Genomic DNA, 20,932 nt, shown 5'->3' with positions numbered 1-20,932 from the left:
TTTGATGATTTTTTCATGCTACACTTTCGCTCAAAATGTCACCGAAAAAATAGATTCCTTAATGACAAAATCTTACGAAAGAGGTTTGTTCAATGGAAATGTTTTGGTTGCCAAAAAAGGAAAAATCATCTATCAAAAATCATTTGGTTTTACCGACGAAACAAAGAAAACACCCTTAACCAAAAACTCAATTTTAAATTTTGGCTCTATTGCAAAGGAATTTAATGCAGTTGCAATTATGATGTTGATGGAGCGTGGTAAACTCAATCTTGACGAGCCGATTTCGAAATACAATTTAGATTTACCAAAATGGTCAGAAAAAGTAACGACAAGACATCTGATTAATTACGCCAGCGGAATTCCCAGAATAGAAAATGGGCTAATAGTCCCGAAAAATGATGATGAAGCTTGGAAGATTCTGCGAAAAACGGATACGTTGTTATTTGAACCTGGAAAGGATTACCGATACGATAATGGCAATGTTTTTTTGCAAAGAAGAATTATTGAAAAAATGACAGGAATGACTTTTCAAGATTTTGTGACGAAAAACATTATCAAACCTTTGAAAATGACTAATTCTGTGTTTGATGCAAAAGCAGGCTATAAAAACCGAACATCTTGTTATGATATGGACAATGTTCGATGCCCAGAAATGGAATTTATCAGCGGTTGGCTTTGGATGGACGCCAATGATATGTACAAATGGGTTGAGGCAATGAATCACAATCGTTTGATTTCCAGAAAATCCTTTGAAACATTATTGAATAATCCCTATACAAAAGACCATCAAGGTGGATCATTTGGAGATTATTTTGCAGAAGAAGAATTGCAGCGTCATAATGGTGTCTCCTACAAATTTGAATCTTTGGTGTTAAATGATATGAAGAATGATGTAGTTATCATTTTAGCGTCGAATAACCGCAATAAAGTTTGGGATTTGGGACATATGATTCATAAAATTATGCTAGGAAAAACATTTAAAATTCCTAGAAAATCGATTTATCAAGCTTTAAGAAAAGAAGCGCAAACTGATGTCAATAAAGCGATTGAGAATTATTATCAATTGAAAAATACTTCCGAAAAAGAGTATAGTTTTGAAAATCCAACTGAACTTAACACATTGGGTTACGAATTATTAAGAGCAGGCAAAATTAACGAGTCTATAAAAATATTTCAACTGGTTGTAAAAGAGTTTCCAAATAACGCAAGTGTTGCCGATAGTTTGGGCGAAGCTTATCTTACTAACAAGCAATATGATTTGGCGTTAGAATGGTACAACAAAGCCATCAATCTTGGCGGCACCAACGGTAATGCCGAAAGAATGATTGAGAAAATTATAGCCTTAAAAAACTAAAAATTGATTTCTCAAAATATTTAATTCAAATCACTCGAAGCCTTATCAAAGGTTCTAAATCTTGACAAGGCTTTCATTAAAATCCAACTTTCATCCTTACAAAATAAATTGTACTTTTAATTTAATGAAATACAATTAACGCGATGAAGTTCAAATCAGAATATATAGGAATTATTTTAGGAGCATTATATGGTTTGCTTTTTCGGTTAGTAATTGGTGATAATTCTTACAATATTTTTGATAATGGAGTATTAACATATACCTTCCTTTTCGGGATTCCAATTGTTATTGGAGTAGTTCCGATTTTGTATTCTTCTACAGAAATTTATAAATCAAAATTGAAACAATTTTTTTATCCAATAATTACAGTTGTAATTTATATTATGACGTGCTTAATGACAGGGATTGAAGATTTGGTTTGTGGATTAATATTGGGATTTCCAGCTTTAATAGTTGCAGGAATTGCGGGATTAATTTGTGGGAGTAGAACAGCAGAAAGAGAGAATGATAAAAAACTATACTCAATTTTATTATTGCCGTTGTTTTTATTTCCAATTGAAAATGTTTTTCCTGATAAAAGTGAATTGTTTACCACAGAAAGTTCTATTGTTGTGAATAATCAACCCGAAAATATTTTTCCTAATTTGATTGAAGTCAAAGAAATAAAGCAAGATGAATATAAAGATGGATTTTATCAATTTATAGGTGTTCCGCGTCCAATAAAATCGACATCTTTTATAGAAAATAATCAATTGGTTCGTATCGGAAAATTTACAGATGATTTGGAGTTATTTGAATATGTTACAGAATTGGAAGAAAACAAATATGTAAATTTCAAAATAGATATTTCAAAGTCTAAACTTCGCCAAAAACCAACTGATCAACATGTGTTGAAAGGAAATTATTTTAAGTTTGGAAATATAAATTATCGTTTAGAAAAAATAAATTCAACACAAACAAAAATTACACTTTCCTGCGTATATCAAATAAATTCTAAATTAAATTGGTACGGAAATTTTTGGGCAGAAAGTATTATTCATGATTTCGAAAATTCAAATTAGATTCTCATCAATAAATCCAACTTTCATCCTTACAAAATAAATCGTATTTTTGACGTTATCACTATATGTAGTGTAACTAAATAAACGTCAAAATGATAACACAATTAAGAGGTAAATTAATCGAGATTTATCCAACAAATACTGTAATAGATTGCAATGGGGTCGGATATTGGGTCAATATTTCATTGAATACGTATTCTACTTTGGAACACGAAGAATTGGTTACAATTTTTACACATTTAATTGTTCGCGAAGATGCGCATATACTTTATGGATTTGCAACAAAATTAGAACGAGAAATTTTTCAGAAATTAATTAGTGTTAACGGTGTTGGTCCAGCTTCTGGAATGATGATTATTTCGACACTTTCTTCCAAAGAAATTGCAACTGCAATCGCTCAAGAAGATGCCAAATTATTGCAAAGTGTAAAAGGGATTGGTGCTAAAACTGCGCAAAGAATCATTATCGATTTGAAAGATAAATTGGATCAAAATTTAATATTAGATGTTAATTCTACTTCGGTTAAAAATAAATCTAAGAATGAAGCGTTATCTGCTTTAGAAGTTTTAGGAATTCCTAAAAAATCTGCAGAGAAAATCATGGACAAAATCCTACAAGATCAGCCAGATGCAGACGTGGAATTCTTAGTAAAAGAAACCTTGAAGAAAATTTAATGAAGATTCATAACGAACCAAAAACTATTCGTAAAGGCTCTACTATAGTGGCTTTGTGTTTCCTTTTTGCAATGGGAACTATGAGCGATGTTATGGCTCAGGAAAGTGATACGCTTAAGTTTCCTATCCGAGATCAAAAAGGTGGATTGTTTTTAGATAATCAAATAAAATACGATGTACAATATGATGCGATAAAGCGTCAGTATATTTTATATCCTCAAATTGGAACAAGTTTAGTTTCCGAGCCAATCTATTTGACACGTCAAGAATACCTGACTTTGGTTCAGAATCAAGACATGAAAAATTATTTCCGAGTAAAATCTCAAACCAACGATCAATTTTATCGTGAAGAACGTTTTGGAGATAAGGAAGGAAAAAAAGAAGGAAGTATTTTACCAAGTTTTAAGGTGAAATCTAAAGCTTTCGAAACTATTTTTGGTGGATCAGAAATTTCATTGATTCCGCAAGGTTATGCAAATTTAGAATTGGGTGTTTTCTTGCAAAAGATAGATAACCCAATGTTGTTGCCACAAAACCGTCAAACGCTTACAATGGATCTTAACCAACGTATGCAATTGAGTATTTTGGGGAAAGTCGGAGAAAATCTTCAGATGAAAGTAAATTATGATACGCAAGCTGGTTTTGGCTTCGAAAATCAAATGAAACTTCAGTGGAGAAAGGCTTTGGGAAATAAATTGGATCCATTTGGAGGTGAAGATGATATCCTACAAAATATAGAGGTTGGTAATATTTCGATGCCACTTAGTACTTCGTTGATTACGGGTGCGCAGTCACTTTTTGGAGTTAGAACAGATCTTAAATTTGGTCGTACAAATGTGTCGGCTGTCTTTTCTGAGCAACGTTCGGAATCTAAAAATATCGTGGTTCAAGGTGGTGGTGTGATGACTGATTTTAAGGTCGCTGCCGAAAAATATGAATACAATAGACACTTTTTCTTAGGCCAATTTTTTAGAGATCGTTATGATAAAGCGCTAGAAAATTATCCTGCGATTAATAGTAATATCAACATTAGTAATATTGAGGTTTGGAAAGTCGATAAATCTGGAGGAAATCAACAAAATAGACGTGCTATTATTGCTTTGCGAGATATCGCAGAAGGTGATACAGCTCCTCAAAATGGTAATAATAAGTTGTATGAAGAAATCTTAGATAAAAAATTTACTAAAATTAGTGATGCGAGAAGCTTCTTAAATACTCATGAATTTAATGGAGAGCAATTTCAGGATGGAGAAAACTTTATCGTCAATGAAAATGTTCGAAAACTTGATGCTTCCGAATTCACTTTCTACCCAAAATTAGGATACATTTCCTTGAATACGCCTTTAGTTGATGGTGAAGATTTGTTAGCGGTTTCGTTTCAATATTCGTTAAGCTCTGATCCGACAAAGTTATACAAAGTTGGACAAATGTCGAGCGACACAGATAAACCAATTATTGCGAAATTAATCAAACCAAATTCTGCTGTTAATGTGGCCTCGCCAATGTGGGATTTGATGATGAAAAATATTTATTCGTTAAATGCTTATGGTGTTTCGAGTGAAGATTTCTTGATGAATATTAATTTCAAAGATAATGGTAAAGAATCATCGGGAACATTAAATTATTTACCAAATTCTGCTGTTTCAGAACAATCGCTATTACAAGTTCTGAACATGGATAGATTAAATTCGAACGGACAATTACAACAAAATCCTGACGGAAGTAAAGGTGATGGTTTATTCGATTTTCAATCAGGATTGACAATTGATACAGAAAGAGGAAACATTATCTTTACTTCTGTAGAGCCTTTTGGTAAATATTTGAGCAATAAATTAAAAGGTCAAAATGAAGAATACGTTTTCAATCAAATTTATCGTCAATTACCAAATACTCTTTCTGGCGAAAAATTAGCTAATCGTTATACATTAGAAGGTCGTTACAAAGGAACGGTGACAGATGGTATTCCGTTAGGAGCTTTTAATGTGCCACAAGGTTCTGTTAAGGTGACTTCTGGTGGAGCAACGTTGACGGAAGGCGTAGATTATACGGTAGATTATCAGTTGGGTCGAGTGAAAATTATCAACGAACAATTGAAAAATTCTGGAGCACCAATTAATGTATCTTTAGAAAATCAATCTACATTTAATTTACAGAAAAAACGTTTCATGGGAATTAATGTCGAGCATAAATTTAGTGATAAATTGATGTTAGGAGGAACTTTAATTAATTACCAAGAACGTCCAGTTACGCAAAAAACACAATTTGGTTCAGAACCTGTGAACAACACAATTTTTGGACTTAATACACAATATAACTCAGAAGCTGAGTGGTTAACTCGTTTAACAAATAAAATTCCAGGAATCAAAACTGATCAAATGTCGAACATTAGCGTTCAGGCAGAGGCAGCTTATTTGATGCCTGGAATGAACAAAGTTACGGGAGGTTATTCTTATATAGACGATTTCGAAGATGCGCAATCTCGCATTAGTTTATTAGATGTTGGTTCATGGAAATTTGGATCAACACCAGGAAAACCTGCTGGATATTCTGCTTCTGGTTATCACCCGTTCTTCCCGAATGGAATGAAAAATGACGATTTATCATTTAATAATGGTCGTCGTATGTTATCGTGGTACACGATTGATCCTCGTTTTTATGGAATGGGAGGAAGTTCACCTTTAACGGATCAGCAAATGTCAACGCATATGGCACGCCGCATTAAGTTAAAGGAACTTTTTGATCAACGTGATGTAATGGCTGGTACAAATTCGTACATCAGTACATTAGACATGACATTCTATCCGCAAGAACGTGGACCTTATAACGTTAATCCAAATGCAGTAGACACGAAAAATTGGGGAGCAATTATGCGTCCTATTTCAGTTTCTAACTTCAAAGATTCGAATGTGGAATACATCGAGTTTTGGATGATGGATCCTTATGCAGATGGAAAAGGAGGCGATGGAGAGTTATTGGTACATTTAGGAAATGTTTCGGAAGACGTCTTAAAAGACGGAGAAATGATGTACGAAAATGGATTGCCTCATTCTAATAATGGTGTTCAAGTTGTTGAATCAAAATGGGGGAAAACACCTCAGTTAAATCCAATTTTATATGCTTTTGATACAGATGGAGCTGCCCGAAAACAACAAGATTTAGGGTACAATGGATTAACAGATGAGGAAGAAGCACAACGTTACGGATTTACGAGTAATAATTTAGTGACAGGAGAATTAGATCCTGCGAATGATAATTATTTATTCTTCTTAGATGATCGTTTTAGAGGAGCATCAATTGGGAATACAGTTCAAGATCGTTACCGCTATTTCAGAAATCCGCAAGGAAACAATTCAACCGATAATCCTTTACACGCATCATCTTTAACACCAGATACAGAAGATATCAATGGTGATTTCAATTTAGATCAAACAGAAAACTATAATCAGTATACGTTAAAAATTAACCGTCAAACGTTAGAAGATCCAAACAATAAATTTATTGTTGCAAGAAAAACAGTTCAAGGAGAATTTCCAGACAAAACGAAACATGATGTTAAATGGTATCAAGTTCGTATTCCTGTTGATAACTTTGATTTAGATCTTGACGGAGATGGAGTAGAAGAGTTAAACAATGATGCGTCTATTGCGCAAGCAGAAAGCGTATTAACAGCTGCTCGTTTTATGCGTATGGTGATGCGTGGTTTCGAAGAAGAAACAACAATTCGTTTCGGTACGTTTGATTTAGTTCGTTCTGAGTGGCGTCGTTATACAAAAAATGTTTATCCTTTAATGGCTGCAGGAAATCAAGAAGGAACTGAAGAGGATAAAAATATTGATGATTTAGAAGTTGGTGAGGTTAGTATCGAACGAAATGGTACAGATCGCCCTCGTTATATGATTCCTCCTGGAGTTTATCGTGAACAAACACAAGGAGCAACGGGATATCAGTCTCAAAACGAAGCTTCGATGACTTTGAAAGCGAAGTTTAAATTAGGTAGCACTTCAAAAGCTATTTTTAAGAATACAAATTTAGATTTGCGCCGATACAAAAAATTACAAATGTTTGTATCTGCTCAAAACTTATTAGACAGAGCGTCAAATGCCATTGATAATGGTACAAAATTATTTATTCGTGTAGGTAGTGATTATACAGATAACTACTACGAATATGAAATGCCGTTGAAATATACGCCGCAAAGTTCTGCAACAGAAAGCACAGTTTGGCCTGATGAAAACTTTGTCGATCTGAATACAGATTTGTTTACAGATGCTAAAAAACAAAGGGATGCTGTTGATTTTAATACATTGCAACGTTTCAATTTTGCGTTTGATCAAGAGAATCCAAACAAAACAATTTACGTAAAAGGTCGTGCAACATTGGGTAATGTATCTTCGATCATGATTGGGGTTCGTAATACTTCTGGACCTACTGATAAAGAGGTTTTACTTTGGGTGAACGAACTTCGTTTAAGCGAAATTGATAACGAAGGAGGTTATGCAGCTTCTGCAAATGTACAATTCAATTTAGGTGACTTTGCGAATGTACAGGTTTCTGGAAGTACAAGTTCTGTAGGTTTCGGTGCTATCGATCAAGGTCCTGCGAGCCGTAATCAGGACGAATCATTACAATACGCGTTGAATGCACAAGTAAAATTAGACAAATTCTTACCAAAGAAATGGGGAATGGAAATTCCATTCGATTTTACAATTCAGGAAAGTTTTGTCGATCCAAAATATAATCCATTAGACAACGATATTATTTTTGATGAAGCGCCTAATAAAGCCGAATTAGAAAAAGTTGTTCGTACTTATACGCAGTTCAAAAGTTTTGCCTTTAACAATATTCGAAAAGTTAGATCTACAAATAACAACAACCCTGTTCGTTTTTATGATCCTTCTAACTTCTCAGTTTCGATGATGTATTCGGATAATTATTACCGTGATATTTACACGCAATATAACATCAACCAACAATTAAGAGCGTCGATTAATTATAATTTCGGATTTAGAGGAAAATCTTACGAACCTTTCAAAAAATGGCGTGCGGTTCAACCAAAAGAGGAATCAGGAAAATATTTACAATTTATTCGTGAATTTAATGTGAATCCTTTGCCAACACGTTTCTCTTTCCGTACAGAGATTGCGCGAACGTATAGTGAAAGACAATATCGCGATATCAGTCAATATTTAGGAGGAGGAAGTTCTTCGAGCTTAATTCGTCCGACATATAGTAACAATTTCTTGTTCAATTGGCAATATAATTTAGGTTTTGATTTGACAAAATCGTTGCGTTTAGATTTAACATCTTCGACAATGACGTTGAATGATGGAACAACTTTCCAGCGTGCAGATCAAGATATGATTTGGCAAAATATGTTCACAATTGGACGTCCAGTTCAATACGATCAACAATTTCAGGTGAATTATAAATTACCTTTAAAATTCTTCCCATATCTCAATTGGATGAATGTTGAAGCAGGATTTACATCGAATTATAACTGGGTTGCAACTTCTACTGCTTACAGAAATTTTGAAGTAGACGGAAGACCTGTTAATTTAGGAAATGGTACAGCTCAAAACTCGAATTCGATCAATTTGATGGGAGATTTGGATTTTGCTAAATTCTATCCAGAGTTTAAAGGTTACAAACGCTATGATTCGATTTTGAAAGGCCGTCGTGCAGAAATAGATTCGTTGAATACAGTTTACACAACTTTATTCTCTAAGAAACGTCGTACAAATAAGAAATCAGCATACAAATTCAAACATAAATTTACAGCAAAAGATTATGGTTGGATGATTTTATCATCACTAAAACGTGCTAATTTTACATTTAATCAAACAAATGGAGCTGTAATTCCAGGATTATTATACGAGCCAGGTTTCTTTGGTGTTGATGGTAAAAATGGTCCAAGTTTAGGCTTCGTTTATGGAACACAATTCGATATTAAACGACAATTAGTTGAAAGAGGATTGATTGTAGGAGATGAATTGATGACAGATGCGTATCAAATTACAAAAGGTTCTGATTTTAATGGAACTGCTTTGATTGAGCCAATTCCAGATTTACGAATTGATTTGAGTGCAAAACGTACAAAAGATCGTCGTATTTATCATTCAGGATTCAATTTAGCAGTCGAAAATCCTTACATTGATGAATTAGCAAATCTTAATATTTCGACCGTAAATATCAAAACAGCTTTCAAAGATGGAGATGCAATTTTTGAGCAATTCCTAACAAATACTAAAACTATTTCTGGACGTTTAGCACAAAAAAGAGGTAGCGGAAATGTAGATGGACTTGGTTATTACGAAGGATTTAATGCAAGAAGTTCTGATGTACTTTTACCAGCATTTTTAGCGGCGGTGCAAGGAAAAGATGCAGGTTCGTCTAAATTAGGATACAATCGTTCTATTCCGGTTCCGAACTGGCGCGTAACGTACACAGGATTGAAATCTGTTCCAATTATCAATAAATATTTTGATAATGTTGAGGTTTCGAGTTCATATAATTCGACATATACAACAACTGGTATTCAGTCCAATCCAAACTTTATGTTAGATACAGGAATTATGGGTGGCGGACAAGTGACTGGTAAAGATGAAAACGGAAACTTCTATACGCAGAATTTATATGGAGCGGTTACGATGATCGAATCATTTTCACCATTATTGGGAGTGGATTTAACATTCCGTAACAGTATGCAATTACGTGCGCAATATAACAGAGATCGTTTATTATCATTAAGTACAACAAATTATACGTATACAGAAGATTATGGATCTGAATATATTATTGGATTTGGGTATATTTTCAAAGATTTCAAAATGAAGATTCGTTACCAAGGAAATCAGAAAACAATCAAAGGTGATTTAAATATTCGTGGAGATTTCTCATTAAGAGATAATCAAACAACAATTCGAAAAGTAATTTATAACTTTGATGACGTACAAAATCCAAACATACCAACAAGTATTTATGGAGATTCGCAAATCACAGGTGGACAGCGAATTATGACGTTTAAGTTAACGGCAGATTATAACGTAAGTAAGAATTTGAACTTGAGATTCTATTGGGATCAGATGATGAGTAAATATAAAATTTCAACAGCTTTTCCAATTTCTCAAATTCGTGCCGGATTTAGTGCTACCTTTACATTCGGAAATTAAAAAAACAATAAAACAAACATTATGAGCATTCCAAACAATTTAAAGTACAGTAAAGATCACGAGTGGATTTCTGTAGAAGGAGACTTTGCAACAATCGGTATTACAGCTTTCGCACAAGGAGAGTTAGGAGATATTGTTTATGTTGACGTAGAAACAGAAGGAGAAACTTTAGGTCAAGAAGAAGTATTTGGAACAGTAGAAGCAGTAAAAACAGTTTCTGATTTATTTATGCCAATTAGCGGTGAAGTTGTAGAATTTAACACTGAATTAGAAGGTGAGCCAGAATTAATCAATACTGATCCTTACGGAAAAGGGTGGATTATCAAAGTTAAAATTGAAGATGCTTCTCAATTAGATACTTTATTAGATGCAGCTGCTTACGGAGAATTAATCGGTGCATAAGACAAAGAAAATAATATTTTTTGCATATGTAGCGTTGGTGTTTTATCTGACGCTACTTCCACAAGAAAATTTCTCGAAATTAAGCACAATCAAAGAATTAGAAATCTTTTTGGAGATTGATAATTTTGATAAAATAGTACATTGTGGAATGTTTGGGATGATGACGATTTTGTTATTTGTCGCATACAAATTAACAAACCTACGCTTGATGATAATTCCGTTTTTGGTAAGTTTCCTCATCGAAATTTTACAAGGCGTTTTAACTTCACTTCATCGTAGTTTTGATTTTGTCGATTTAATGGCAAACTTATCCGGAATCGCCCTCGCATATATCGCAATAACATATTATTTACAATATAAAAAAACTCAGTAGTATTACTGAGTTTTTTGTTTTTAGTATATTTAGAAATAAAATTTATTTACTATGTTTAAAACAAAAAGTATATGGAGTATGATAATTTTCTCTTCTTTATTTTTGATAGTTATTTATGTATTATTGAATAATCATTTTGATAATTCAACTAAGGAAAATTACAGATATACTATTGCTACTTTGACTAGAATTGATTTTATAGGTAAGAATTCTTCAAATAAAATAAAATTTAATTATTTATATAATGATAAATTAAATAATGGTAGTGACTATTTCGATAATGATAGCACATCTTTCTATAATAGTAAAATAGGTAAAAGATTTTTAGTTAAAATCAATAAAAATGAATGGGTTAATAGACTATTTTTTACGACTAAACTATATATAAATAAACCTGTTCTAGATAATATAAAAGAAGCTCCATCACAAGGTTGGAAAGAGTTACCAAGCTGGGCTAAATAATAAAATTTCACTTACGACTTCTTCATTTATATTATCAATTAAGAAAATGTCATTCCGAGTTTGTCGAGGAATCTGAGATTCTTCATTCCGCTAACGCTACATTCAGAATGACATTATACGTAAGTCATGTTGAATTCGTGTCAACATCACATCAAAATAAAAAAGCAAACTTTCGCTTGCTTTTAAATTGTATTCTAATTATATGTTTTATTGAAGTTCGAATTTCGAAACTCGGAATATGTTTTACCTGTTCACTTACTTCATCAATTCCTCTGGAATATCACAAATCGGAATTGGAACCATCTTGTGTTGGTTAATACGATTTAATCTCGAATAAATCTCGAAAACTTCTTTTTCTCTTCCTTCAAATTCATCTGCAGTTTTTCCAGCTTCTTTCGCTTTCATCGCCCATTCCAATTCATCGTAATTTGCTCCTAATTGATCTTCATCCGAACGATCATCGCCAAATAAACCATCGGTTGGTTTTGCTTTTTGAATATCTGTATTAATGCCTAAAAACTCAGCAATTTTATACACTTCCGATTTCATTAAATCAGCAATCGGACTAAGATCTACACCGCCATCACCGTATTTTGTATAAAAACCAACGCCAAAATCTTCGACTTTATTTCCTGTTCCTGCAACCAAATAATTGTGTAAACCAGCAAAATAATAAAGTGTTGTCATACGTAAACGAGAGCGTGTATTGGCCAACGCTAAATTCACTTTGTCTGTCGTTTCCGTTTCTGGTAAAGCCGAAACCATTGCATCAAAAGTTGAGGTTAAATCAACTTCTATCGAATCGATTGGCGACGAAAACTTATTTTTTAACCATTCAATATGACGTTTTGCTCTATCCGCTTGATTTTTTTCTTGATGAATTGGCATTTCCAAATTAAGCAAAGGATAACCTGTCATTGCACAAAGCGTTGAGGTTACAGCCGAATCAATTCCGCCCGAAATTCCAATCACAAAGCCTTTTTGGTGCGCTGTTTCCAAATAATCTTTCAACCAAGAAACAATATATTCTACAACTTTTTCAGTTTGCATAGTTTAATAATTTATTTCAAAGATAGCAGATTATGAAAAAAATTAGGGTTGAAAATACTACAGATTATTTTACTATTTTTGTTAGCTAAATAACCAAGCAATGAAATTTGTATATGGCTTAGCTTTTGCGAGTTTAATTTTATTTACTGCGTGCAAAAAAGAAAAATCGTGGGAAGTGGATGTCAAAGAACAAAATGTTCAGTTGAATATTCATGATATCAGCCAAGATTTTTTTAACGATTCGATTCCTTTAGCGGCTTTACGAAAAGATTATCCTTTCTTTTTTGATGCAAAAACTGCGGATGACGTATGGGAAAGTCAACGTCGTAATAAAGAAGAATTGAGTATTTATGGACAATCTCGAAAGGTTTTTGGAGATTTTAAAAACTTAAATCAATCGTTAACGCCGATGTTTCAACGTTACCAATTTTATTTTCCAGAATATAAAATTCCGACGGTTTATACCTATTCATCAGGTTTACAAAATATAGATTATCCTGTGATGTTTAGTCAGCAATCTGGCTTGATGTTTATTGCGATGGATGCGTATTTGGGGTCAAAGAATAAATTATATGATAGCATTGGCGTAGAACGTTATTTACGCACAAATTTAGATTTTAATCGTTTGCCTTCTCAAGCTGTTGATGCAATTGCGAATGATGTGGTAACATTTAGCCCAAGAAATCAATTATTTATTGATAAAATGATTTATGAAGGGAAGAAATTGATTTTGCAAGATGCATTGTTAACAGTTACACCAGACGAATATAAAGTTGGTTACACGCCAGAACAAATTCAGTGGTGTATTGAGAACGAAGGTCAAATTTGGAACTTTTTTGTGGAGCAAAATTATGTATTCAGTTCAGATGCTTCTTTGGATAAACGCTTTTTAGCAGTTAGTCCATTTTCAAAATTTAATAATGAAATAGAACAAGATTCTCCAGGAAGAATTGCGGCTTGGATTGGTTTGCAAATTATTCGCCAATACATGAAAGAGAATCCGAAGGTAGAATTGAAAGCTTTGTTAGATGATATGGATGGTCAAAAAATCTTCAAAGATTCTAAATATAAGCCAGCTTTAGAAAGTAATAATTCAACAAATTATACAACAAAAACAATTGATGGTAAAGTTTACCATTTTGTGAAATAAACTAATAATTAGAAGTTATGAGAACAACAAATATTACGGTAGAGATTGAATTGGACGAAAATCACGTACCAGAAAAAATGACTTGGAATGCACCAGACGGTGGAATTAGTCACGAAGAAACAAAAGCAATGTTACTTTCTGTTTGGGATGATAAAGCAAAAGAAGCTTTGCGCATCGATTTGTGGACAAAAGAAATGACACAAGATGATATGAAACGTTTCTTTCACCAAATTTTAATTTCGATGTCTAGTTCTTACGAAAGAGCAACAGAGGAAAAAGAAGTTGCAGAAAGAATCGCTGCTTTTGCAGAAGAATTTGCAATTGCTTCAAAAATTAAAGGTTAATTTACTGACCAAATAAAACTTTAAGTCGAATTTCGTAACATTTTGGTTAGAAATTCGACTTATTTTATATCTTTAATTTTCTGACAAGAATAGTCTATGAAACAATTATTTTTTACTTTACTATTTATTACTTCTCTTTCTTCGTTTGCCCAAGAAGAATGGACAATTGAAAAGTGTATTGAGTATGCTTCGAAAAATAATTTGACTGTTCAGCAGAATACCATCAACCAAGAAATTTTCAATAAAAATTTAGAGTTAACCTACAATGCATGGTTGCCAACGGTTTCGGGTTATGTAGATACTAATTTTACAATCGGAACTTATAATCCAACAATAGAAAAGGGATATTATCAATTTGCGCATTCATTTGGCGTACAATCTAGCATCAATATTTACAATGGTGGAGTTGTTCAATTGAATAAAGACAAAGCTGCTTTGGAATTAGAAGCGTCGAAAGTACAAACTGCGATGACGATAAATGATATTTCGTTACAAGTTGCAAATTATTATTTGGCGGTTTTATTGAACAAAGAATTGAAACAAGTTGCAGTAGGAAATCTAACTATTTCGAAACAATTATTGGATCAAAATCAAAAGAAATTCAAAGCTGGTTCAGTAGCTCAATCTGTTGTTGCTCAATCTGAATCTGAAGTCGCGACAAATACACGTGAAGTGGTAAATGCACAAATCGAAATAGAGCGTGCATTGTTCAATTTAGCGATGTTGTTGCAATTAAATGATTACCGAAATTTTGCTGTAACTGATGTCAAAATTCCAGATAATGTAACGTCTCAATTGTATAATTTGGATGATGTGGTAGAAACGGCTTATCAAAATCAGCCTTCTGTAAAACATGCCGAATTGCAAATTGATGTTGCTGCGAAAGAAACTCAAATCGCGCGAACTTCATTATTTCCAAAAGTGACAGGAAGTTTCAATTTCGGAACGAATTATCTACAATATTTCAATAAAAGATTACGTCAAGATGCATTATTAGAGCAATTAGGACATAATGTAACAGGCGTTTTTGGAGTTGGTGTGAGTATTCCAATTTGGAATCAATACTCCTATAAAATTAATATTCAGAAAGCATTAATCAACGAGGATTTAGCAAAAGTTGACCTTCTACAATCGAAACAAGAAGTGTTGAAAAACGTTCAGTCTGCTTATTTCGAGGTAAATAGTTCTTATGCGTCATACGATTCGTCGAAAGAAGCGGTAAAATATGCGAAAATTTCATACGATTTTGCACAGAAATCTTACAATGCTGGAGTTATTAATCAATATGATTTTAACCGTTCGCGTAATGACATGATGGTGGCAGAATCGCAAATGTTACAAGCGAAATACAACTACATTTTCAAACAAAAAATATTAGATTTCTATGCTGGCGTTCCAATAACGTTGGAAGGAAAATAGAGGTTAAATGAAGTAAATAGAGAAAATATTAATCAAATTATTGAAAATTATTTTCATAAAAGAGTTTCAGAGTGTAATAAATATTTCTAAATCTATTCTAAAATCATAAATTCAAACTTTATACATCAATTTTCCTTGTGTATCTTTGCAACATGGCAACAATCTTAAATTTAGAAACTTCAACAAAAAATTGTTCGGTTTCGATTGCTAAAGATGGCGTTCAACTATGTTTGGTTGAAGAAAGTGATGAAAATTATGCACATGGTGAAAAACTGAATCAGTTTGTGGATTGGTGCGTGGAAGGCGCGCAAATAAATTGGAAAGATATAGAGGCGGTTTGTGTTTCAAAAGGCCCAGGTTCTTACACAGGTTTGCGTATTGGCGTTTCGTCTGCCAAAGGTTTTGCATATGGATCTGATATTCCACTTATGGCAATTAATTCGTTGCAAATTTTGGCGGAATCACAATTGAATCAAGAGGTCGATTATATCATTCCGATGATTGATGCAAGACGAATGGAAGTCTATACAGCTTTGTTTGATAAGCAAGGAAATCAGTTAACAGAAACAGAAGCTAAAGTAATCGATGAAACTTCTTTTGAAGAATTGAAAGGAAAGAAAATTATTTTTGTGGGTGATGGAGCAGAAAAATGTCAAGAAGTTTTAGCGCATTTAGATGCTACGTTTATACAAACTTTTCCATCGGCAAAAGATATGATTCGTGTTGCGGAAGAAAAATTTAACCAAAAATCATTTGAAGATGTTGCGTATTTCGAGCCATATTATCTGAAAGATTTTGTTGCCGGAAAAAAGAAATCTGAATAAAATAAAAAGAGATAATTTATGAAAAATCTTGTGTTGACAATTGCTTCATTATACGGAATGACGGCGGTTATATTAGGCGCTTTCGGAGCTCATGCGTTCAAGAAAATTTTACCAGCCGAAAAATTAGCAAGTTTTGAAGTCGGAGTACGTTATCAAATGTATCACGCAATTGTTTTGTTAGCTGTTGGAATGTATTTTCAATTTAATAACGGATTAGAACGTTCTGCTGCTTGGTGTTTAATTGCCGGAACATTTGTTTTTTCTGTAAGTATCTATTTGTTGTCATTCGCAGAACATTGGAACGTAAACCTTAAATTTTTAGGACCAATTACGCCACTTGGAGGATTATTCATGATTATCGGTTGGGGTTTATTGGCTTGGATTTTTATGAAAGGAAAATAATTTTCTTTAAATTTATATAATTGTTAATCAGTTATATGAATTTGTGGAATAAATTATTGGTTGGATTATTATTTTTCCTTGCAATTAATACAAAAGCGCAAGATAAATTAGTATTGACGATTCCTTTAATCTTTAAACATAGCGACTTTGAATTGAAATTGTTAAACAATCAACAATTCAAANNCTTCTTAGCTGTATTGTAGAGTTAGATAAAAACGGTAAAGAAATCAATAATGCTGATTATGGTTTTGCTGAAGGAACTTATCAAGTAAAGGATAATAAATTAATCTTAACTGTAAAATCTTCAAGCAACTATTATTCTTTAGAAAAAGAATATTACTTTTTGATTCTTGATAAAAAGACTTTTTTGATTTCTAACAAGGATCGAAAAAATCTCAAAGAAGCAAGAATGAGAAGACCAAATAAATCTTTTCCGAATTATATTATAGATACGGATAATCGTAGAGAATATACATTTTATAGTACTGATCAAAAAGTAACTATCGAAGGTTACGAAAAAGATAAAATATATCAAATGTTTAAATAAAAAGGACACTTTATAAAGTGTCTTTTTTATTTTTAATCTTTACCATTTATCATTTTAGAAACAATTCCAGAATTTTTATTGACTTCATCGATAATAACTCCTATGAGATGAATGAGAAAGAAGATAGGAAACCAATAAATTGCAGTTTTATGCACTTCTTCCATAGGGTCTTTGTAAGTTCCATTTCCCCACATTAAATAAAATCCTGTCACAATATTAATTAGCATTAACAAATAGAAAATCATATAAATTATTCCCTGAAATTTTTCAGATGTTGAATGACTTTTCAAAGGATTAGGAAATCGGATTCCCTTTACCAGCATATAAACAATTCGGACAGCAAAAAGAGCCAAAGCGATATAAGCAAATATTTCGTGCCATTGCCACATTGGTTCTAAAGAACTTCTTCCAATTGTTTTTAAAGTAGCATCAGAAATGTTTAAACCTTCTTTTGAAACTTCATTAGTAATCAAAGCAGAAAGATTTTTCTTGTTCATCCATTCCATTCTCAAAAAACCAGTTAAGAAAAGCATAATTATCGATATTCCGATTGTCCAATGTAATAATCGATGAGTTAAAGTGAACTTTTTCATAATTTATAGTGATTAAAAAAACCTCTCAAAATTGAGAGGTTTTTGTTGTATTTTTTTATTCAAAATCGTCTTCTGAGAATTCGAATTCTTCAAATGTACATTCTATTTCGAAAGGAATATCTTTTTCAGATTCTTCTACAAAATCTTGCACTTCACCTTTCCAATTCAAGGTCAAAATTCCTTTGTCATTTACACTAAAAGTTAATTCGTTGTTTACCGTTTCGTAATCTTCTTCCGAAACATTCAACGTTGTGTAATATACTTCCACAGTTTCACCTTCTTCGTCTTCTTCCTCGGCAAAACCGTAAGGAATAGAAACTTTTTTACCGTTTAATTCCTCTACAGATTCTACATCCAAAGGAAAATCATCAATAAATAAAGAAAGTTGAGGAAAATCGTTTTGTAACGAATCGCCTTCTACGTGTTCTAAGTCATCAGTCGAATGTATTTCGACCAACAAACATTTTTTATTTCCTTGAAAAACGACTTTGCATAACGATTTTTCAATATTATAATTAAATGTTTCATCCGGATGGAAGAACTTAATTGTTTTCATTGTTTTGTTAATGTATGTTATTAATTATGAGTACGAATATAATTAAGTTCAATTAATTATCACAAAAAAAATGAGAGAAATTATATTTTTTCGCCTCTAAACCAAAAAAGCCATCTATCTAAGATAAATGGCTTCTATTATTTTATGAATATTCAATTCGATTATTTTGCAGCTTCTTCAGTTGCAGCAACTGGTTTAGCTGATAAATCTACTTGTAATAAAACTTCGTCTTTTACAATAGATCCTCCACCACCTGTGAAAACAATTCCGAAATCTTTACGGTTAATTCCAAATTCTTCAGATTTGATTGTTACACCATTCGCATTAACAGTTACATTAGCTTTGAAAGTAACATTTTTAGGAACTCCACGGAAATCTAAGTTTCCAGAAATTTCTGAATTGTAATCTCCACCTTCTAAAGCTTTAACTCCTGTAATTTCGAAAGTTGCAGTTGGGAATTTTTCAACGTCTAAGAAATCAGCAGATTTTAAGTGTCCGTCTAATTTTCCTTTGCTTTCTGCATCAGCATCTAAATCTTTAGATTCGAAAGAAGCAAAATCAGCAACAAATTTTCCTGATTCTAAAACTCCGTCGTGTACTTTTACAGAACCTTCTTTTAATTTTACAACTCCGTAGTGACCTTCTTCTGGTTTGTTAATATCGTCAAAAGTTTTTCCACCTTTCCAATTTACAACAGATGCAGTTGTATCAACAGCATATTCTGCAGCTCCTTCAGTTGATGTTGCTCCTTCTTGAGCTTCAGTTGCAGCTTTAGTTTCAGTTTTTCCTCCACAAGAAGTTAATGCAACAGCAGAAACAACAGCCAATCCTAAGAATAATTTTTTCATATTGCTTTTTTTAATTTTTTCTTTTACAAAACTATAATATAAATTAATAGTTGATATTGATTTATATCAATAAATGAAATAATTAAACAATTATTTCATATTGAATAAATCTAATACCTTAGCCAAACATAAGAAAAATTATTCAATCGTGCTAAACGTAAAACAACTCAGTTATAATTATCCAGATTTCGAAGAAAAAGTACTCGATAACATCAATTTTGCAGTTAACAAAGGCGAAGTGGTAAGTATTATCGGAGAAAGTGGAAGTGGAAAATCAACTTTACTGAAATTGATTTATGGATTGTTGGATTTTAAAGAAGGAGAAATTTACTATCATACCAAAAAATTACGCGGACCTGCTTATAACTTGATTCCAGGTCATAAGATGATGAAATACGTAGCGCAAGATTATGATTTGTTAGATTTTGTAACGGTTGGTGAGAATGTCGGGAAATTTTTAAGTAATTTTGATTTAGAGCTTAAACAACAACAAATTGACGAAGCGTTAACGGTTGTTGAAATGTTAGAGTATAAACATATTTTTCCGAATAAGTTGAGTGGTGGTCAGCGACAGCGTGTGTCTATTGCACGAGCTTTGGCACAACAACCCGAAATTTTGTTGTTGGATGAACCTTTTTCTAATTTAGATCAAATATTAAAATTAACCATTCGAGAAAAAATTATGGATTGGTGTAAAGCGCATCAAATTACAGTGATTTTTACAACACATGATTTGAGTGATGCTTTTTATACTTCGGATAAAATTTTAGTTTTGCAAAACGGAAAAATGATTCAGTATGATGAGGTCGAGAATGTGCGAAATTTTCCTGCGACAACTTATGTGGCCAAACTTTTTGGTTATGTAAATGTGTTGGATGATTCACAAGATTTAGGAATTTATTCTTCTAAAATTGTCATTTATCCAGAAGAAATTACAATTTCTAAAAATGGAAAATTTGAAGGAAAAGTAATTTTATCAAAATTTCAGGGAAGAGATTATTTGGTAAGATTTACATTCAAAAACATTGAATTGTTGACTTATTCTTCTCAAAAATTAATGAAAGATGAGTTGATACATTTTGAAGTTATAAAATTTCATCAATTATGCATTTAGAAAGTTTACAAGTAACGGAATTGTGTAGCGAACGATTAATTTTGATGCCATTCACGATTTCCATTTGCGAAAATATATTACAAAATAATTATACCGATTTAGAGCAATTAAATTTGATTAGAGGAAAAGGTTGGCCAGATGCAGATGTAATCGAAACATTGCCTCGAATTATTGTGAACTTGTCTAAAGTTGATGCACCAACAGGTTTCGAATCGTGGATGATTATCAAGAAATCAACACGAGAAATAATTGGTGACATTGGTTTTAAAGGTTATAATTTTGTTGGAAGAAGTTGTGATATTGGTTATGGAATTATCGAAGCAGAAAGAAAGCAAGGTTTTGCAGTGGAAGCAGCTGCGGAATTGATAAATTGGGCATTTACAAAAGAAACTTTAGAAGAAGTAACCGCTTGTTGTTTGATAGAAAATATTGGTTCAACGAAACTTTTAACTAAACTAAATTTCACTGAATTGAATAGAGATTCAACTATGATTTATTGGTCGTTGTTGAGAGAAAATAAATTGAGTTAAAGAAAAGAATAGATTTTTCGATAAACTTGGAATGATAATCAGATATAAAAAAAGCGAAAT

Annotated in this window: 19 protein-coding genes; 15 read left to right on the top strand and 4 right to left on the bottom strand. The window is 32.4% G+C overall.

The window, feature by feature from the left end:
* The first annotated feature begins 61 nt into the window (after positions 1-61).
* The 7 genes from B4H69_RS12045 (at position 62) to B4H69_RS12015 (ending at position 11,495) form a co-directional block, all read left to right on the top strand.
* Positions 62-1,354 (top strand): serine hydrolase, encoded by a 1,293-nt coding sequence (locus tag B4H69_RS12045; RefSeq protein ID WP_280045804.1) that lies wholly within the window; start codon positions 62-64, stop codon positions 1,352-1,354.
* A gap of 143 nt (positions 1,355-1,497) precedes the next feature.
* Positions 1,498-2,415: a hypothetical protein gene (locus B4H69_RS12040; RefSeq protein ID WP_280045803.1), complete on the top strand. Its 918-nt coding sequence runs from the start codon at positions 1,498-1,500 to the stop codon at positions 2,413-2,415.
* Positions 2,416-2,507: 92 nt separating this feature from the next.
* Positions 2,508-3,089: a Holliday junction branch migration protein RuvA gene (gene ruvA, locus B4H69_RS12035; protein WP_280045802.1), complete on the top strand. Its 582-nt coding sequence runs from the start codon at positions 2,508-2,510 to the stop codon at positions 3,087-3,089.
* Positions 3,089-10,258 carry a cell surface protein SprA gene (gene sprA / locus B4H69_RS12030; RefSeq protein ID WP_291094139.1) on the top strand — a complete coding sequence of 2,390 codons (7,170 nt, stop codon included), beginning with the start codon at positions 3,089-3,091 and terminating at the stop codon, positions 10,256-10,258. Before ruvA ends, sprA begins: the two co-directional genes overlap by 1 nt.
* Before the next feature lie 21 nt (positions 10,259-10,279).
* Entirely contained in the window at positions 10,280-10,660 is a 381-nt protein-coding gene (gene gcvH / locus B4H69_RS12025) for a glycine cleavage system protein GcvH (RefSeq protein ID WP_219033849.1), read from the top strand.
* The gene (locus tag B4H69_RS12020; RefSeq protein ID WP_291094136.1) at positions 10,653-11,033 is read left to right on the top strand and encodes a VanZ family protein; all 381 of its coding nucleotides are present in this window, start codon (positions 10,653-10,655) and stop codon (positions 11,031-11,033) included. Before gcvH ends, B4H69_RS12020 begins: the two co-directional genes overlap by 8 nt.
* 51 nt (positions 11,034-11,084) lie before the next feature.
* Complete coding sequence (locus B4H69_RS12015; protein ID WP_180905292.1) at positions 11,085-11,495, top strand: hypothetical protein; 411 nt, start codon at positions 11,085-11,087, stop codon at positions 11,493-11,495.
* A 255-nt stretch (positions 11,496-11,750) separates the two neighbouring features.
* Here B4H69_RS12015 and nadE read toward each other — a convergent pair whose 3' ends face one another.
* Entirely contained in the window at positions 11,751-12,545 is a 795-nt protein-coding gene (gene nadE / locus B4H69_RS12010) for an NAD(+) synthase (RefSeq protein WP_180905291.1), read from the bottom strand.
* A 100-nt stretch (positions 12,546-12,645) separates the two neighbouring features.
* Here nadE and B4H69_RS12005 point away from each other — a divergent pair, with 100 nt between their 5' ends.
* The 6 genes from B4H69_RS12005 (at position 12,646) to B4H69_RS11980 (ending at position 17,231) form a co-directional block, all read left to right on the top strand.
* Positions 12,646-13,695 (top strand): gliding motility protein, GldB, encoded by a 1,050-nt coding sequence (locus B4H69_RS12005; protein ID WP_180905290.1) that lies wholly within the window; start codon positions 12,646-12,648, stop codon positions 13,693-13,695.
* A gap of 17 nt (positions 13,696-13,712) precedes the next feature.
* Complete coding sequence (gene gldC, locus B4H69_RS12000; protein WP_038335027.1) at positions 13,713-14,039, top strand: gliding motility protein GldC; 327 nt, start codon at positions 13,713-13,715, stop codon at positions 14,037-14,039.
* A gap of 96 nt (positions 14,040-14,135) precedes the next feature.
* On the top strand, positions 14,136-15,458 hold the full coding sequence (locus B4H69_RS11995; protein WP_291094133.1) for a TolC family protein: 1,323 nt from the start codon (positions 14,136-14,138) through the stop codon (positions 15,456-15,458).
* Between the two features lie 152 nt (positions 15,459-15,610).
* Positions 15,611-16,282, top strand: a complete 672-nt coding sequence (gene tsaB / locus B4H69_RS11990) for a tRNA (adenosine(37)-N6)-threonylcarbamoyltransferase complex dimerization subunit type 1 TsaB (protein WP_038335034.1) — start codon at positions 15,611-15,613, stop codon at positions 16,280-16,282.
* Positions 16,283-16,300: 18 nt separating this feature from the next.
* Complete coding sequence (locus tag B4H69_RS11985) at positions 16,301-16,684, top strand: DUF423 domain-containing protein (RefSeq protein ID WP_114997942.1); 384 nt, start codon at positions 16,301-16,303, stop codon at positions 16,682-16,684.
* 409 nt (positions 16,685-17,093) lie between these two features.
* Complete coding sequence (locus tag B4H69_RS11980; protein WP_291078250.1) at positions 17,094-17,231, top strand: hypothetical protein; 138 nt, start codon at positions 17,094-17,096, stop codon at positions 17,229-17,231.
* A gap of 32 nt (positions 17,232-17,263) precedes the next feature.
* Here the strand turns inward: B4H69_RS11980 and B4H69_RS11975 are convergent, their stop codons facing one another.
* From B4H69_RS11975 to B4H69_RS11965, 3 genes are all read right to left on the bottom strand, one after another.
* The gene (locus B4H69_RS11975) at positions 17,264-17,824 is read right to left on the bottom strand and encodes a cytochrome b/b6 domain-containing protein (protein ID WP_291078249.1); all 561 of its coding nucleotides are present in this window, start codon (positions 17,822-17,824) and stop codon (positions 17,264-17,266) included.
* A 55-nt stretch (positions 17,825-17,879) separates the two neighbouring features.
* Positions 17,880-18,380, bottom strand: a complete 501-nt coding sequence (locus B4H69_RS11970; protein WP_291078248.1) for a hypothetical protein — start codon at positions 18,378-18,380, stop codon at positions 17,880-17,882.
* Positions 18,381-18,541: 161 nt separating this feature from the next.
* Complete coding sequence (locus B4H69_RS11965) at positions 18,542-19,228, bottom strand: YceI family protein (protein ID WP_291094130.1); 687 nt, start codon at positions 19,226-19,228, stop codon at positions 18,542-18,544.
* Between the two features lie 100 nt (positions 19,229-19,328).
* Here B4H69_RS11965 and B4H69_RS11960 point away from each other — a divergent pair, with 100 nt between their 5' ends.
* Together B4H69_RS11960 and B4H69_RS11955 are read left to right on the top strand one after the other, a co-directional pair.
* On the top strand, positions 19,329-20,342 hold the full coding sequence (locus B4H69_RS11960; RefSeq protein ID WP_280049061.1) for an ABC transporter ATP-binding protein: 1,014 nt from the start codon (positions 19,329-19,331) through the stop codon (positions 20,340-20,342).
* Positions 20,333-20,872 carry a GNAT family N-acetyltransferase gene (locus tag B4H69_RS11955; RefSeq protein ID WP_125350502.1) on the top strand — a complete coding sequence of 180 codons (540 nt, stop codon included), beginning with the start codon at positions 20,333-20,335 and terminating at the stop codon, positions 20,870-20,872. The genes B4H69_RS11960 and B4H69_RS11955 overlap by 10 nt, the downstream gene beginning before the upstream one ends.
* The last annotated feature ends 60 nt before the right edge of the window (positions 20,873-20,932 follow it).

It is taken from the genome of Empedobacter sp. UBA6745, from assembly GCF_002453775.1.
GTDB classification, from domain to species: Bacteria; Bacteroidota; Bacteroidia; order Flavobacteriales; family Weeksellaceae; genus Empedobacter; species Empedobacter falsenii_C.
Note: the sequence above shows the minus strand (reverse complement) of the source record. Positions and strands in the feature narration are given on the sequence as shown.

Excerpts from the sequence above, each read along its gene's own strand:
- B4H69_RS12045 (WP_280045804.1), top strand. The coding sequence starts at position 62 with ATGACAAAATCTTACGAAAGAGGTTTGTTCAATGGAAATGTTTTGGTT.
- B4H69_RS12040 (WP_280045803.1), top strand. The coding sequence starts at position 1,498 with ATGAAGTTCAAATCAGAATATATAGGAATTATTTTAGGAGCATTATAT.
- ruvA (WP_280045802.1), top strand. The coding sequence starts at position 2,508 with ATGATAACACAATTAAGAGGTAAATTAATCGAGATTTATCCAACAAAT.
- sprA (WP_291094139.1), top strand. The coding sequence starts at position 3,089 with ATGAAGATTCATAACGAACCAAAAACTATTCGTAAAGGCTCTACTATA.
- gcvH (WP_219033849.1), top strand. The coding sequence starts at position 10,280 with ATGAGCATTCCAAACAATTTAAAGTACAGTAAAGATCACGAGTGGATT.
- B4H69_RS12015 (WP_180905292.1), top strand. The coding sequence starts at position 11,085 with ATGTTTAAAACAAAAAGTATATGGAGTATGATAATTTTCTCTTCTTTA.
- nadE (WP_180905291.1), bottom strand. The coding sequence starts at position 12,545 with ATGCAAACTGAAAAAGTTGTAGAATATATTGTTTCTTGGTTGAAAGAT.
- B4H69_RS12005 (WP_180905290.1), top strand. The coding sequence starts at position 12,646 with ATGAAATTTGTATATGGCTTAGCTTTTGCGAGTTTAATTTTATTTACT.
- gldC (WP_038335027.1), top strand. The coding sequence starts at position 13,713 with ATGAGAACAACAAATATTACGGTAGAGATTGAATTGGACGAAAATCAC.
- B4H69_RS11995 (WP_291094133.1), top strand. The coding sequence starts at position 14,136 with ATGAAACAATTATTTTTTACTTTACTATTTATTACTTCTCTTTCTTCG.
- tsaB (WP_038335034.1), top strand. The coding sequence starts at position 15,611 with ATGGCAACAATCTTAAATTTAGAAACTTCAACAAAAAATTGTTCGGTT.
- B4H69_RS11985 (WP_114997942.1), top strand. The coding sequence starts at position 16,301 with ATGAAAAATCTTGTGTTGACAATTGCTTCATTATACGGAATGACGGCG.
- B4H69_RS11980 (WP_291078250.1), top strand. The coding sequence starts at position 17,094 with ATGAGAAGACCAAATAAATCTTTTCCGAATTATATTATAGATACGGAT.
- B4H69_RS11975 (WP_291078249.1), bottom strand. The coding sequence starts at position 17,824 with ATGAAAAAGTTCACTTTAACTCATCGATTATTACATTGGACAATCGGA.
- B4H69_RS11970 (WP_291078248.1), bottom strand. The coding sequence starts at position 18,380 with ATGAAAACAATTAAGTTCTTCCATCCGGATGAAACATTTAATTATAAT.
- B4H69_RS11965 (WP_291094130.1), bottom strand. The coding sequence starts at position 19,228 with ATGAAAAAATTATTCTTAGGATTGGCTGTTGTTTCTGCTGTTGCATTA.
- B4H69_RS11955 (WP_125350502.1), top strand. The coding sequence starts at position 20,333 with ATGCATTTAGAAAGTTTACAAGTAACGGAATTGTGTAGCGAACGATTA.